The organism is Massilia oculi (assembly GCF_017582745.1).
GTDB classification, from domain to species: domain Bacteria; phylum Pseudomonadota; class Gammaproteobacteria; order Burkholderiales; family Burkholderiaceae_D; genus Telluria; species Telluria oculi_A.
In genome coordinates this window covers 296,152-310,985 of record NZ_JAFVIM010000004.1, presented here as the reverse complement: position 1 = coordinate 310,985, position 14,834 = coordinate 296,152, and the positions used below count along the sequence as shown (strand labels likewise).

Annotated in this window: 8 protein-coding genes; 1 reads left to right on the top strand and 7 read right to left on the bottom strand. The window is 70.3% G+C overall.

What is annotated here, in order from left to right; translation table 11 throughout:
- Positions 1-1,692 (top strand): diguanylate cyclase, encoded by a 1,692-nt coding sequence (locus J3U95_RS07145; protein WP_208277931.1) that lies wholly within the window; start codon positions 1-3, stop codon positions 1,690-1,692.
- 18 nt (positions 1,693-1,710) lie between these two features.
- Here J3U95_RS07145 and J3U95_RS07140 read toward each other — a convergent pair whose 3' ends face one another.
- The 7 genes from J3U95_RS07140 to J3U95_RS28505 form a co-directional block, all read right to left on the bottom strand.
- Positions 1,711-2,481, bottom strand: a complete 771-nt coding sequence (locus J3U95_RS07140) for a hypothetical protein (RefSeq protein WP_208277930.1) — start codon at positions 2,479-2,481, stop codon at positions 1,711-1,713.
- A complete protein-coding gene (locus tag J3U95_RS07135; RefSeq protein ID WP_208277929.1) occupies positions 2,478-3,218 on the bottom strand; it encodes a glycosyltransferase family protein in 741 nt (246 codons plus the stop codon). The genes J3U95_RS07140 and J3U95_RS07135 overlap by 4 nt, the downstream gene beginning before the upstream one ends.
- Positions 3,219-3,253: 35 nt before the next feature.
- Positions 3,254-9,382, bottom strand: a complete 6,129-nt coding sequence (locus tag J3U95_RS07130; protein WP_208277928.1) for an autotransporter-associated beta strand repeat-containing protein — start codon at positions 9,380-9,382, stop codon at positions 3,254-3,256.
- 172 nt (positions 9,383-9,554) lie between these two features.
- Positions 9,555-11,294, bottom strand: coding sequence for a tetratricopeptide repeat protein (locus J3U95_RS07125; RefSeq protein ID WP_208277927.1), 1,740 nt, complete (start codon positions 11,292-11,294; stop codon positions 9,555-9,557).
- Positions 11,287-11,673 (bottom strand): fluoride efflux transporter CrcB, encoded by a 387-nt coding sequence (gene crcB / locus J3U95_RS07120; protein ID WP_370662045.1) that lies wholly within the window; start codon positions 11,671-11,673, stop codon positions 11,287-11,289. Before crcB ends, J3U95_RS07125 begins: the two co-directional genes overlap by 8 nt.
- The gene (locus tag J3U95_RS07115) at positions 11,658-12,116 is read right to left on the bottom strand and encodes a molybdenum cofactor biosynthesis protein MoaE (protein WP_208277926.1); all 459 of its coding nucleotides are present in this window, start codon (positions 12,114-12,116) and stop codon (positions 11,658-11,660) included. Before J3U95_RS07115 ends, crcB begins: the two co-directional genes overlap by 16 nt.
- The gene (locus J3U95_RS28505) at positions 12,113-14,788 is read right to left on the bottom strand and encodes a DUF349 domain-containing protein (RefSeq protein ID WP_208277925.1); all 2,676 of its coding nucleotides are present in this window, start codon (positions 14,786-14,788) and stop codon (positions 12,113-12,115) included. The genes J3U95_RS07115 and J3U95_RS28505 overlap by 4 nt, the downstream gene beginning before the upstream one ends.
- Between the last annotated feature and the right edge of the window lie 46 nt (positions 14,789-14,834).

The following is a 14,834-nucleotide window of genomic DNA, read 5'->3' as shown; positions in this document are numbered from 1 at the left end:
ATGTTTTCGCGACTCGACGCCAGCCTGAAGATTTTCGGCACCCTCATCATCGTCATCCTTGCCTGTCTTGCCACGCTGCCCATCCTCAGCAGTTCCCAGGCAAACGCCACCCTTGAGGCGCTCAAGGACGAGGCTGCCAAGGAACGTGCCTACGGTCTCATGCTGACATTGCTGCAGGATGCCGAGACCGGTCAGCGCGGCTTCCTGATCGGCAGCGACGAGAGTTTCCTGGCCCCGTACAATGCCGGCGTGGCGGGCATACCCGCCGCGCTCGAGCATCTGCAGCGGCACGCCGGTTCGGAGGCGGAGCGCGCGCTGGTGGCGCGTATCGTCGAACTGAGCAAGGCAAAGGTCTCGGAAATGGACCAGACCATCCGCCTGAAGAAAGCCGGAAAGGCCAAGGCGGCAATGGACATGGTGGCCAGCCAGCGCGGCAAGATCCTCATGGACGAGCTGCGCACCCTGCTCGGCCGCCAGCAAAAGGCGCTGGCCGACCACCGCAATAGTTTGCGCGACGAGCTGACAGCCACCCTGCGCTACAACTCGGCGCTGGGCATCGGCGCCAGCCTGGCCAGCGTCGTGCTGATTTTTGCAACCATCTACATCGTGACCAGGAGCCTGAACGAGCAGGCGGAATCGGCGCGCCAGTCCACATTACTAGCGGAGAACAACGCCCAGCTGGCGCAACAGGCCGCCATACGCGCCGAGCGCCTGGCGATTACCGCCGACATGCTGCAGGCGCTCGACAGCGTGAAGACACCGCCCGAGCTCGAGCGGGTTTTACCGGTATTCCTGCGCAAACTGTTGCCTGGCGCATCTGGCGCGGTCTATCTATACCGTAATTCGCGTGACGTGCTTGAACTGAAGGCAAGCTGGGGCCTGATGGAGGATGCGCCGCCCACGGTGGCGCCAGGCGAATGCTGGGCCCTGCGCCTGGGCAAGGTCCATCGAGCCAGCAGAGAACACGATCTGTGCTGCGACCATGGCGCCACCTGGCACAGTGACCATGAGGCCCAGACCTGCGTGCCGATGATTTCCCAGGGCGACGTGATTGGCATCCTGGTGATCGCCGGCGACCGGCACGACGCAAGCCCGGGCGACAACGCACACATCGTCTCGCTGGCCGAACAGCTCAGCCTGGCGATCAGCAATGTTTCGCTGCGCCATACGCTGCGCTACCAGTCGACCGTCGATCCGCTGACCGGCCTGTACAACCGGCGCTTCTTCGACGAGTCGCTCAAGCGCGAACTGGCGCGCACCCAGCGCAGCCGCAGCGTCTGTTCGGTGGTGATGATCGACCTCGATCACTTCAAGCGCATCAACGATACGTACGGCCACGATGGCGGCGATCTCGTGCTGCAGGCGGCCAGCCGTATTCTATTGCAACGGGTGCGCGCCAGCGACGTGGCCTGCCGCTACGGCGGCGAGGAACTGGTGCTGATGTTGCCCGATTGCGGCGCGGAAGAAGCGGCTAAGTGCGCCGAGTCGATACGCCAGACCCTGGCCGAGATGGTCATCCAGCACCAGGGCGCGACGATCTCGGGCATCTCGGCCTCGTTCGGCGTCGCTCAATGGAACGGAGATGGCGAGCAGGAAGCCGATCCGCTGCAGGCGGCCGACCGCGCCCTGTACGCAGCCAAGAAGGATGGGCGTAACCGGGTGGTCATTGCCGGCACCGCTGCGCAAGCCTGAACCTGGCGCCGGCCGGCGCTAGCGGCTCGACTCGACCTTGTCGGCGCCGTCATACGCCACCCCGCGCGTGCGCATGAATTCCAGCCGCCGCGCATGCAGCGCGTCGTTCGGATCGAGCGCCACGCACACGCTGGCCACGCCGGTGCAGCCATGCGGCTCGTGGCGCAGCTGTTCGAACACCAGCCGGTCCTCGCCGTCGCCGGTCGCGAACGCGGCGCATGACCACAGGTGCACCAGGTGCAGCAGCTGCAGCTTGTCGATCGCCAGAGCGCTGGGCCGCACGAAGCCGCCGAAACGCTCGGCATAGATGCCGCGGCCCACGCCCACGCTCTCGATCTCGTCCACGCACAACTCCTGGCCGGTATTGCCATCGGCGTACACAGAATAAGAGAAAGCCCATTTCTTGCCCTCGATCGCGGCCAGCACCAGGGCGCAATGGTCGTCCCTGAACCAGTCGTCGTCGTCGAGATAGACCACGATCCGGCTGTCAGCCAGCAGTGTCAGGGCCGAGCGCAGCGAGCCGCCGTAGAACGAGGCGTGCACGCCCCCATGGCGGCGCGAGGTCGAGTAACCCAGGTCGATCAGGCTGAGCGTGACGTGCGGCGGACATTCCGGCGCCAGCCGCGCCAGCAGGGCATCGAGCCGTCCGTGCGGGTCGCAATCGACGCCGACCAGGATCTGGATGCGCCCGTCGATGCGCTGGCCGTAGACCGAGCGCACGGCGCGCGCCAGCGACAGGCGGCACGTCGTGACGATCACCACCGCGACGTCGTGGCTGGCGCCGTTCATGGCCGGTCCAGCGCGAACGGGTAAACGCCCCTGGCGGCGAGGATGCGCTGCCTGAGTCCCTGCGCCGCCAGCGCCCCGGGACGATGGTGGGTGGCGTCGCGCTGCGGCGCATGGGTCGAGTCGAGCGCGATGTCGTTGAAGAAGTACGGCACCGTCGCCGTGTAGCAGACGGTGCGCCGGTACAGCAGGTGGTCGGCCACCAGCTTGCCCCAGGCGTGCACGCCGGACAGGTCGAGCCCGACCCCGTCCGGGCTGTAGCGCGCCAGCAGCGACGCCAGCGCGCCGCGCCGCGCGACCCAGGCGCCGGCCGAGTAGCAGCTCGGCTCCCATTCATGCCACAGGATGCCGTGGCGCAGGTACAGCTCGCCCAGCTCGCCGATCACCGACGCATGGCTGACGTGCAGTTGCAGGATTTCCCAGTCGGGGGGCGCCGACGCCAGCAGCGCCGCGCCGTCGTAGCGGTGGTGGGCGCGCACGTCGTCTTCCATGATCACCGTGGCCGCGGCGCCCGCATCGAGCGCGGCCCCGGCCGCGCGCAGGTGCGAGGCGACGATCGCCAGCTCGGACAGTGAGTTGGCGAACGGCTCGCGCACCTTCACCGTGGGCAAAGTGTCGGGCGTGACCGCCTCGATGCGTGCGTGAACGACGCCGGCGCGCTCGAAAGCCTCGCGCGCCAGCAGGCGCCGCCCTTCGTCGGCGGCGCGGTTGATCCAGAAATGGGGCAGTCCTTCGAGCATGGCGTCCAGTCTAGCAGGTACTGCCCCGGCGGCGATCAGAACACGCCGCGCAGGCCGGCGTTGCCGCCCACGGTGTGGTAATCGCTGCGTGCTTCGCCGCTCACGCCGAAGTAGAGATAGGCCCCCTTCCTGAGCTGGACCGTGCCGGTGACGCCGCCCTGCACGAAACCGCGGCCCACGTCCGGCGCGCCGACCGCGATGCGCTCGCCGGCCAGGGTGGCGCCGAGTACCGGACGCAGCAGTTCACCGCCGTCGACGCCGGCGCCGAGCTTGAAGCGCCAGGTCGAGGCCAGCAGCGGATCGAGATTGCGCGACGCGCCGGACAGGCCCAGTACCGCACGGGCGCCGTTGGCCGACCACTCGTCCAGCGCCAGCGCCGCTACCGAAGCCGGGCTTTCTGCCAACGCATCGCGCTCGACGCGCTGGAGCGTCACCCGGGCGAACGGCGCGAAGCTGGCGCCCCCGAGCAGCGTCGGCAGGCTGGCGCCGACGCCCAGAAGCGCGCTGTTGCCGCTGCCGCGCGTGGCCAGGCCGGCCGCCGGGTCGAGCGGATCGGCGCGCCGGCTTTCGGTCTTGTCGCGGCCATAGCTGCCCTGCAGGTCGAACACGACCTTGCCCGCGGCCGCCTCGCCATAGGCGAACACCTTGTTCTGGCGCAGCTTGCCATTGCCGGCCAGCGCATCGAGGTCGGTGCTGGCGTGGCTGGCGCCGAAGCCCAGGCGCACATCGCGCTCTTTCAGCAGGTCGAAGCCGACCGTGACCTGCACGCGGTCGGCATCGAAATCCGAGGCGACGTCGCCGCCCTTCCACTTGGCGCGGCCGGCGCCGAGGTCGATCCACAGCGCGCGCCCGTCCTGGCTGTCGGAGCGCTGCAGCAGGGTGCGCTGCAGTTCCCAGTTGGCCTGCGGCAGGGCCGCCGCCAGCGCGCCGTGCACCTCGCCCGCCAGGCCCTGCAGCACGCCGCCGAGCTGCTGCGCGTTGCGCGAACCGGTCTGGTAGCTCAGGCTGGTCTGGGCGGCGCTGCCCTTGCCGGCCTGGTCGAGGTCGACGATGCGGTCGAGCGCGGCGCCCACCGAACGGGCGTTGGCGCTCGCGTCCCCGGCCCAGGTGGCGTACGAGGCCGGCAGCACTTTCAGCTCGATGCTGTTGTTGCCGCCATGGTCGTAGAAGGCCGCCAGGCGCGTATTGGCGCCCAGGCCTTCCGGCTGCGCCAGGGTGTCGAAACGGCCGTCGATGCCGCCGTCGGCGGTCAGGATCAGGAAGTTCTGGCCGAGCTCGGGCACGAACTGGGCCGAGCCGTAGCCGGCCTGGCCGGGCGTGTACAGGTTCTTCAGCGCCGGCGCCAGCGTGGCGCCGGACTCGATCGTGAAGCGCTTGCCGTTGACCACGTGCAGGAAGGAGTAATGGCCGGCCGCCCCGATCGGCGTGTTCATGCCGGCCTGCCGGGCGCCGCCGATGTCCTGCTTGTAGGTGCTGCCGGCAGCCATCGTGATGTTCGAATCGGCGCTCAGCATGCCCGGCGAGTTACCCGGCGACAGGGTGCCGTGGACGGTCACGTCGCCCTGCAGCGTGCCGGCGCCGCCCAGCGTGGCGCCCTTGGCGACCATCACCTTGCTGGCGAAGACGCCGTTGGCCAGCAGCTTGCCCTCGAGGACGCAGGTGGCGTCGATGCGCGCCGCGCCGGTCACGTTCAGGGTGCCCAGGCCGGTCTTGTTGAAGCAGCCGTCGCCGGCGCCGGTCGAGATCAGGTCGCCCGCCAGCGTGGTGGTGGTGCCGGCATCGACGTTGATGTCGGTCTTGCGGCCCATATTGATGTCCTGGCCGGTCAGGATGTCGACCGTGGCATGGATGGTGCCCGAATTGAAGGTCATCACGCTGCCCCAGCCCAGCCCCCAGGAGTTGGTCACCTTCACCAGGCCCGAATTGATGGTCAGGCCGCCGGTCCAGCCGTCGCCCGGCCGGTTCGCGGCGAGACGGCCGCCGGCGTTGTCGCCGGCCAGCACCAGGGTGCCTTCGCCGTCCTTGACGATGCGGCCGGCGCCGCTGATATTGCCGTCCAGCGTCACGACGCTGTCGGCGCCTTCGGTATCGATCACGCCGTTCTTCGCCGTGACCTCGATGCCGCGCGCCGAGTCGAGCGTGCCGGTGGTCTGCAGACGGCCGCCGTCGAGCAACAGGCCGCTGCCGGCCGCGCCCAGGTTGGCGTCGCGGTCGATGCGCAGGGTGGCGCCGGAACCGATCGTGGTGCCGCCCGTGTAGCTGTTGTCCGCCCCAAGGGCCAGGGTGCCGCCGCTCACTTGCAGGCCGCCGCCGTTGGCCAGCGTGCCGCGCAGGATCAGGGTGCCGGCGCCATCCTTGACCAGCTTGCCGCTGCCGTCCACCTTGCCGGTCTCGACCAGCGTGGTCGCGGCGTCGACGTCGACCGTGCCGCGTCCGGCCAGCAGCAGGCCGCGGGTGTGGGTCATGTCGGCGCCGGTCTGCCAGGCGCCGTCGCGCAGTTCGAGCGCACTGCGGCCCAGGCCCAGGTTGGCGTCGGCCAGCGTGCGCAGGGTGGCGTTGGCGACCACGGTCTTGCCGGTGTAGGTGTTGTTGCCGACCAGGGCCAGCTTGCCGCCGTCGAGGTTCAGGCCGCCGTTGCCGGCGAGAATGCCGCTGAAGGAACCGCTGGCCCGCGTCACGCTCAGGTCGTTCGCCCCGAGCAAGACCGAGCCGGCGCCGCCCAGGCCAGCGATCGCGACCTTGCCGGTCGCGCCGGAGACGTCGAACACGCCCTCCACGCCGACCGCGCTGCCGGCGATGCCGCCCCTGCCCGTCAGGGCCAGGGTAGCCCCCTTGGCGATGTCGGTGGCGCCGGTATAGTCCTGGGCGCTGGTGAAGCCCAGCTTGCCGCCCGCCAGCTTGACGCCGCCGGCGCCGGTGATATTGCCGCCGAAACTATCCGCGGCCTCGGTCAGGGTCAGGGTCTGCGTGCCCAACCGCACGGTGCCGGCGCCCGCCAGGCTCTTGACCGCGGCCTTGCCGTTGCTGCGCGAGACATCGAAGGCGCCGGCGACGTCGACCCGGCTGTCGGCGATGCTGCCGTTGCCGGAGAGCGCAAGCGTGGCCTGGCGGCCGATGGTGGTGGCGCCGCGGTAGGTATTGGCGCCGCCCAGGGTTTCGGTGCCGGCCGCCACCTCGAGGCCGCCGTTGCCGCCGATGACGCCGGTGAAGGTGCCGCTGGCATTGCTCAGGCGCAGAGTATTGTTGCCGAGACGGACTGCGCCGGCGCCGGACAGCGTCTTGATCTGGGCGCTGTCCGCGCGGCTGACGTCGAAGGTGCCGTCGGCGTGCACGCCGCTCGACGAGGCAAGATTGCTGCCACCCGACAGGGCCAGGCTGGCGCCGGCGCCGATCCTGGTGGCGCCGGTGTAGCGGTTGTCGCCCGCCAGCACCGCGCTGCCGCCGGCGACGGTAAGGCCGCCCGCGCCGTCGATGCGGCCGCTGAAGGTGTCGCCGGCCCCGGTCAGGGTCAGGGTCTGGCTGCCCAGCAGCACGGCACCTGAGCCACCCAGGCTCTTGATGGCGGCGCCGCCATTGCTGGCCGCGATGTCGAGCGTGCCGTCGCCGGTGACGCGGCTGTTGGCGATGCTGCCGTTTCCCGCCAGCGCCAGGGTCGCGCCGCGCGCGATGCTGGTGTCGCCGCTATAGGTATTTTTTCCGCTCAGGATTTCACGGCCGGCCGCCAGTTCCAGGCCGCCCGAACCGGCGATCGTGCCCGAGAAATGACCGCTGGCATTCGTCAGGGTCAGGGTCTTGCTGCCCAGGTTGACGGCGCCGGCGCCGGACAGCGTCCGGATTTCCGCGCCCGTCTCCATGGCCGCGATGTCGAGCGTGCCGTTGACCAGCACGCCGCTCGACATCGCCAGGCCGCCGCTGCCCTGGCCGGCCAGGCCCAGGGTGGCGCCGCTCGCGATCGTGGTCGCGCCGCGGAACACGCTCAGGTGGGTATCCAGCACCTGGGCGCCGCCGGTGATGGCCAGGCCGCCCGAGCCACGGATATTGCCGGTGAAGGTGTCGCCGGCGCCGGTGATGGTCAGCGTCTGGTCGCCCAGGATCACCGAGCCCGAGCCGGACAGGCTCTTGACGGCGGCGCCGCCATCGGTGGCGGCGATGTCGAAGCGGTTACCGTCGAGCACCAGGCGGCTGTTGGCGATGCTGCCCTCGCCTTCCAGCGTCAGGCGGGCGCCTTGCGCCAGCACCGTGTCGCCGCTATAGGTATTGGCGCCGCTGAGGATTTCATGGCCGGCGGCGATGGCCAGGCCGCCCGAGCCCTGGATGCTGCCCGAGAAATTGCCGCTGGCTTGGGTCAAGGTCAGGACCTGGCCGCCCAGCAATACCGCGCCCGAGCCGGACAGGGTCGTGATCTGCGCGCCGTTGCTGGCCTGCGAGACGTCGAACCGGCCATCGGCCACCACGTCGCTCGAGAAGGCGATGCTGCCGGAACTGCCCAGCGCCAGCCCGGCGCCGTCGTCGATCCGGGTTACGCCGTTGTACCCGTTCTCGCCGTTCAGGGTCTGGGTGCCATTCGCCACCGCCAGCCCCGCCGCGCCCTGGATGGCGCCGTCGAAACGGCTGTGGGCGGAGGTCAACACCAAGCTGTCGTCATTCAGGATCACCGTGCCCGAGCCGGACAGCGACTGCAGCCGGGTATCCAGGCCTGGCTGGGCAAAGTAGAGGGTGCCGTCGACCGCCACTTCGCGCGACGCGGCAAGGCTGGCCTGCTCGGTCAGCGACAGCACGGCCTGCTGCGCGATCGTGGTATCGCCGGTATAGTGCTGGGCTGCGGTCAGGGTCGCATAGCCGCCGGCGATCGCCAGGCCGCCCGAGCCGTGTATGCTGCCGTCAAATTGTCCGCCAGCATTGGTCAAGGTCAGCGTCTTGCCGCCCAGCCAGACCGCGCCATTGCCCACCATATTCTTGACCTGGGCGCCGTCATGGCTTGCCGAGATGTCGAACACGCCGTTGTTGAACAGGCCGCTCGACATGGCGATGGCGCCGCTGCCGCTCAGGGCCAGGGTGCCGTCGGGGCCGATGCTGGTCGCGCCCGTGTATTCAGTGGCAGCGCCCAGGATATGGGTGCCCTGGCTCACGCTCAGGCCGCCATCGCCGACGATGCGGCCGCCGAAGTTGCTGCCGTGGCCGGTCAGCTCGAGTGCGCCGCCGCCCAGCAGCACGGCGCCGGAGCCGGACAGCGCGCCCAGTGCGGTATCGCCATCCGCCATCGTCAGGTCGAGCGTGCCGTCGATGGCAGCGCCGCGCGAGTCGGCGATGCTGCCGCTGCCCGTCAGGGCCAGGCGAGCGCCTTCGGCGACCGTGGTGGCGCCCGTGTAACGGTTGACGCCGCTGAGCACTTCGTTGCCGCCCTCGACCGTCAGGCCGCCCGCGCCGGTGATCGCGCCCGCATACTGGCCGCTGGCGGCGCTCAGGACCAGGGTCCGTCCGCCGAGCACCACACTGCCCGAATTGCTGCCGGACAGGGAACGGATGCCGACGTCCTTGTCGGCGGCCGAGATGTCGAACTGTCCGTTATTGAGCACGCCGCTCGAGAGCGCGATGCTGCCCGAGCCGGACAGGGCCAGGCTCGCGCCCTGGTTGATCGTCGTGGCGCCCTCGTACTCGTTGAGGCCGCCGAGCATGCCGATGCCGCCGGCCAGGAGCAGGCCGCCGGAACCCTGGATGCTGCCCAGGAAGACATGGTCCGGGCTCGCATTGGTGAGCGTGAGCAGGCGTTCGCCCAGCAGCACGGTGCCGGAACCCGACAGGCTCTGCAGGCTGGTGCCGGTATCCGTCGCCGAGATGTCGAGTTCGCCGTTATTGTCGATATGCCAGCCGGCGGCCTGAGCGTTCGAGTCATCCCCATCGTTCAGGGTCAACCTGGTCAGCTCGGCGATGTGACGGGTGTCGTAGGGGCCGCCGTTCTGCGCCAGCGCCAGGATCGGGAACAGCGCCGCGACGGCCGCCGCCAGCAGGGTGCGCGCGCCGGAGAAGCCCTGGTCCGCCCGCGCCACGTCGCGCCGCACGCCGGCGTCGCTTCCGGTTTCCTTGCCGTTCGTGCTGGCGACTTCGGCGACGGCCATCAGCATATGGCGTTTCTTGTTCCAGACGAGGCGGTAGATATGGTTCATGGCAATATCGGTTAATGGCGAAGACGGCGAAAGCCGTAAAACCGATATTATTCAACGGAAACAATGCCGCTGAACAACACTAAATGCCGACAAGGTCGCATTGGTGCATGCAGTGTGCATTTTCACCACAGTTTGTGACGTCGAACCCGAGGTTTCCTCACGAAAATACACATTATTTCACGTGAGAAATTACCCAACTGCTCAGGTCAGCGGCGACCTTGCGCACCGCCGTGTCCCAGTCGCCTGCCGCCGCCTGGCGATACAGGCGCATCACGCCGGGATACCAGGGCGTGTCAAAGCGCCCTTCCATCCAGCGCCAGTCCGGATGCACAGCCGGCAGCAACACCCAGCACGGCTTGCCCAGCGCGCCGGCCACGTGGGCCACGGCGGTGTCGACGCAGATCACCAGGTCGAGCGCGGACACGATGGCGGCGGTGTCGCCGAAGTCGTTTATCTCAGGACCGAGGTCGGCCAGCTGCACCGGCAACGCTTCGCCCGCGCCGGCCTCCATGCCCCGCTGCAGGCTGAAGAAGCGCACGCCCGGCACGGCCAGCAACGGCGCCAGGCAGTCCACGCCGGGCAGCGATCGGTTGGCGTCGTTGACGTGGCCGCCGAATCCGCGCCATGCCAGGCCCACCCGCAAGCCGGCGGCGTCCGGTCCCAGCCGCGCGCGCCAATCCCGCGCGCGCGCCGGATCCGGCGCCAGATAGGGCAGCGCCGCCGGGATCGTCGCCAGCGAGGTCTGCGCATGCAGCGGCAGGCTCAGGAGAAAGACCCAACAATCGTGCGGCGGCAGGCCCGCCGCCGCGCCCAGGCCCAGCACCCGGTCCGCGCCGGCCACCGCGCCGAGCAGCGGCAGCAAGGCATCCTGGCATACCAGGGTGACCCGGCCGGCGCCGGCCGCCTTCAACAGCGGCAGATAGCGCACGAACTGGACGGTGTCGCCGAAGCCTTGCTCAGGCCACACCACGATGCTGCGGCCGGCCAGGGGCTCGCCCCGCCATTGCGGGCAGCCGAGCTGCGGCGCGGTCGCGATCGGACGCGCCAGCGCCGGATCGTAGCGCGCTTCCATCCAGGGCCAGCCCTCTTCCAGGCGACCGCGCGACAGCAGCAGGAATCCCAGGTTCCAGCGCGCTTCCGGATAGTCGGGATCGGCCGCGATCGCCTGGCGGTAGGACGCCTCGGCCTGCGTGGCGAGGCCTTCGCGCTGCAGCAGCGCGCCGAGGTTGTTCAGGGTGCGGGCATTGCGCGGGGCGAGCGCCAGCGCCTGGCGGTAGAGCGCCTCCGCGTCCGGCACACGGTGCAGGTATTGGCACACATTGCCCAGCGAATTGAGGCCTTCCGGATCGTGCGGCCGCAGCGCCACGTATTCGCGCAGCGCCGCCTCGGCGTCCGGCAGGCGGCGCCGCGCCGTGTACAGCAGGCCCAGGTTGTGCCAGGCCTCGGCGTAGCCGGGGCGCAGGTCCAGCGCGCGCCGGTAATGGGCTTCGGCCGGGTCGGGATGGCCGGCGCCGGCGTACAGCACGGCCAGGTTGTTGTGCAGTTCGGGCTGGTCGGGCTGCAGTTCGAGGGCGGCCAGGTAGCGTGCCTCGGCCTCGGCGCGCCGCCCCTGCCGCTGCAGGCCGTCGGCCTGCTCCTGCAGCAGGATGCGGAGATTGTCGAGGCATGCCGCATGGCCGGGCTGCAGCGCCAGCGCCTGGCGCCAGCGGCGCTCGGCCTCGAGCGGCTGGCCGAGCGCCAGCGCGCAGGCGGCCGCCAGGTTCAGGGCATCGACGTTGGCGGCCGCGCCGTCCAGCAGATCGTCCACCGACGCCAGCGCATCCCGGAACGCGCCCTGCCGGACCAGGGCGATGGCGGCATCGATGCGGCGCCCGAGCGCGATCGGCGCGGCTGGTTCGGAGGGTTCAGCCACGCAGCATGCGCCAGGTGGCGAAGCCGGCCGCGCACAGCAGCAGCGAGCCGGCCAGGTGCAGCGCCGTATGCGCCAGCGCCCAGCCGACCTCACCGCGCTGGAGCAGCAGCACCGATTCACCCGAGAAGCTGGAAAACGTGGTCAGCCCGCCCAGGAAGCCGGTGATGACGAACAGCCGCCACTCGGGCGCCAGCTGCGGCTGGTCGGCGAAGAAGCCGAGTGCCAGGCCGACAAGAAAGCCGCCGACCAGGTTGGCCGCCAGGGTCCCGACCTGCACGAAGCCGTGCAGGCCGCCCAGCCACAGCCCCAGGCCCCAGCGCAGCCAGGCGCCGAGCGCGGCGCCCAGGCCGATCGCGGCGAAGCTCAGGGCGCTTCCCACCTGGCCTTCGCGGTGTCGTCGGTGACGCGGGCATCGACCCAGCGCGCGCCGTCCGGCGTCTGCTCCTTCTTCCAGAACGGGGCCTCGGTCTTGAGGTAGTCCATGATGAACTCGCAGGCCGCGAAGGCGTCGCCACGATGGGCGGCGCTGCAGGCCACCAGCACGATCTGGTCCAGCGGCGCCAGCGGGCCGACGCGGTGGATGACCAGGGTCCCGTACAGGGGCCAGCGTTCGCAGGCGCGCGCGGCGATCGCTTCCAGCGATTTTTCTGTCATGCCCGGATAGTGTTCCAGCTCCATCTCGGAGACCCTGGCGCCGTCATTCAGGTCGCGCACGGTGCCGACGAAAGACACCACGGCGCCGATGCGCGCATCGCCGGCGCGCAGGCGCGCCACTTCCTGGCCGAGGTCGAAATCCCCGCTTTGCACCCTTACTTCGTTCATGAATGGTCCTTCGGCTGGCGCAACAACAGGTGTTCGATACGGGTCTCGAGGCGCACGTCGAGCAGGGCCGGCAGCGCCAGCAGCGCGCGCAGCTCGGCCGCTTGCGCGCCCGGCTTCTGGCCCGACTTGAGGGAGCTTTGCAGCACCTCGACCTGCAGGCGCAGGCGTTCGCGCGCGAACTCGGGGCCGCTGTCGATGCCGGCCGCGATTTCCAGGCGCAACAAGTCGTTCAGCAGGCGTTCACGGTTCTCTTCCATCTGGCGCACGTAGGCGGCGCGTTCGCCCTCCGACGCCTCCAGGGCCGCCAGGGCGGCGTCGTAGCGCGCGCGCAGGATCGGCTCGTAGCCGCCGTCCAGCGCCAGCATGGCGTCCCAACGCCCGCGCCAGTCCGAGGCCTGGGTATGCGCTGCCGGATTGGCCAGCGCCGTCTCGAGCGCCTGGACCAGGCGCAGCTTGTCGCGCACGGCCCCGGCCAGCGCCGTATCCTGGGCGCGGCGGGCGGCGTCGGCGTGCTGCTGGACCTTGGCGATGGCGGCGTGATAGCGCCTGTCGATGCGCGCCTCGTGGGCGCGCGGCACCGGGCCGATCGCCTGCCATTCGGCGGCCGCCTCGCGCAGCAGCTTGCCGACGTTGGCAGGCGTGGCATCCGGCGCAGCCGCCTCCAGGCGCTCGCACAGGGCTTCCTTGGCGCTCTCGTGGGCGCGGCGCTCGCTATCAAGCGCGTGCGCCTGCTCCTTGCGCGCGGCGAACAGCGCGTCGCAGGCGCCGCGGAAGCGCTGCCACAGCGCCTGCTCGGCCTTGCGCTCGAGCGGCAGCGCGCGCGCATGTTCCTGCCAGCGCGCCTGCAGCTCGCGCAGCATGTCCACGGCATGGCGTTCGTGCGGGTCGAGCTTGCGCACCTCTTCGATCAGCTGCTCGCGCACCGCGATCTCGACCTTGCGCTGGTCTTCCAATGGGCGCTGCAGGGTGGTCAAGGCGTCGGCGAACAGCGCGTCCAGGCGCTTCTTTTCCTTGCGATCGACCGCGCCCAGGTGGCTCCAGGCGGTGCGCAGGCGCTGCACGGTGCCGGACACGTGTTTCCAGTCGGCCTCGCCCGATTGCAGGCGCCCGATCTCGGCCTGCGCTTCCTCGACCAGGGCCTGGCCGCGCGCCGCGTTGGCGTGGCGTTCGTCGGCCAGCTGCCTGAAGTGGGCCGCGGCCGGCGCATAGGCGGCGCTGCAGGCGGCGTTGAAGCGCTCCCACAGGCTGCGCGGCGCCGGGCCGGACAGGCTGTCCAGGGCTTTCCAGCGGTCGCGCATGCTGCCCACCTTCTTGGCCAGCTCGGCCATCGCCAAGCCCTGCGTCGGCAGCGATTCGACCGTCTTGATCAGTTCTTCGCGCGAGACGTTGCCGCCCCAGCGCGCCCAGTCCGACAACCGCTTGAGCTCGGCGCGCAGATGGGCCAGGCGGTCGGCTTGCGGCGCAGAGAGGCGCATGCCCTTGTCCTTGGCTTCCTTCAGCGCCTTGTCGAGCTCGGCGGCGGTGCCGAGCGAGCCCTGCTGCAAGGCGGCTTCGAGCGCATCCATATTGTCGAGGAATGCCTGGTCGGCGCCGCGCGCGGCCGGCCTGGCGCCTTCTTTGGCGCCGTCCTTGACGCCCTCTTTCACCGTCGGAGCCGGCTTGGACTGGCGCGTTTCCTGCGGCAGGCTCGCGAGCAGCGCGTGGAAGCGCTCCTGCAGGGCGCCGCCAGCGGCGTTCGCCGGCAAGGCGGGCAGGCGCTGCCACTCCCTGCGCAGCGCTTCCTGCTTGAGTTCGGCCGGGGCCTGGGCCTGCCATGCGGCCAGGGCCGCCTCGCGTGCGGCCAGCGAGGCCTGGTCTTGCTCGATCGTCGCCAGGCCGGCCGTCAGGCGCGCGTGCTCGGTCGCGAATTCGGCCACCAGGGCGCGCGGCAGCGAGGCGTGGCCGGGATCGACCAGGGCCGCCTCCTGCTCCTGCTGCAGTTCGGCCAGGCGCGCGGCCAGCGCCGCCGCGTCCAGCCCGCCCGCCTCGAGGGCGCGCAAGACGCCCAGGCGGTCGATCATGGCGCGTTGCAGCACCACCTGCGATTCGAGGCGGCGGCCGAGCTCGGCGCGCACCGTGTCGAAGTCGGGCGCCAGCTCGGGCGCGCGGATGACCGACCATTTGCGGTCCAGCTCGGCCACGTGGTTCGGGGTCAGGAGGGCATCGTTCAGCAGCGACCTGGCCTGGGCCAGCGCTTCTTCGCCGCGGCGCAGCTCGGATTCGTGGTGGCGGATCGCATCCAGCCTGCCCTGCACCAGCTTGGCGACGCGGCGGTCGACGTTACGCATCGCCGTGTGCACGCGCTCGAGGTGCTCGCGTGCGTGGACCAGTTCGGCCGCGGCGAGACGCAGTTCGGAGAATTCGGATTGGAGGATGAAATCGACGGCAGCCGCTTCGTCGGCGCCTAATTGCTTGAGCCGTTCGGCCTGGCGCTCGCGGGCATCGGCGAGCGCCGCACGTGCACCCTGGGCATCAGGGGCAGGTGCTGGAGAAGACGCCACACTGCCCGACTTGCCGGCGCCGGGCCTGGCGCCGGCCGCCGCGGAAGCCTTCGCCGCGGCAGGCCTGGCCTCCGGCCTGTCGCCGGACGTGGCCGATTTCCCGCCCTGCCGCTTGAATAGGAATTCGAACATGATGAAATCGCACTTCCAAAACTCCCATCATAGCAAAGAACGTCGG

What these genes read in the sequence shown, in the direction of transcription:
- J3U95_RS07145 (WP_208277931.1), top strand. Translation starts at nt 1, where the DNA reads ATGTTTTCGCGACTCGACGCCAGCCTGAAGATTTTCGGCACCCTCATC.
- J3U95_RS07140 (WP_208277930.1), bottom strand. Translation starts at nt 2,481, where the DNA reads ATGAACGGCGCCAGCCACGACGTCGCGGTGGTGATCGTCACGACGTGC.
- J3U95_RS07135 (WP_208277929.1), bottom strand. Translation starts at nt 3,218, where the DNA reads ATGCTCGAAGGACTGCCCCATTTCTGGATCAACCGCGCCGCCGACGAA.
- J3U95_RS07130 (WP_208277928.1), bottom strand. Translation starts at nt 9,382, where the DNA reads ATGAACCATATCTACCGCCTCGTCTGGAACAAGAAACGCCATATGCTG.
- J3U95_RS07115 (WP_208277926.1), bottom strand. Translation starts at nt 12,116, where the DNA reads ATGAACGAAGTAAGGGTGCAAAGCGGGGATTTCGACCTCGGCCAGGAA.
- J3U95_RS28505 (WP_208277925.1), bottom strand. Translation starts at nt 14,788, where the DNA reads ATGTTCGAATTCCTATTCAAGCGGCAGGGCGGGAAATCGGCCACGTCC.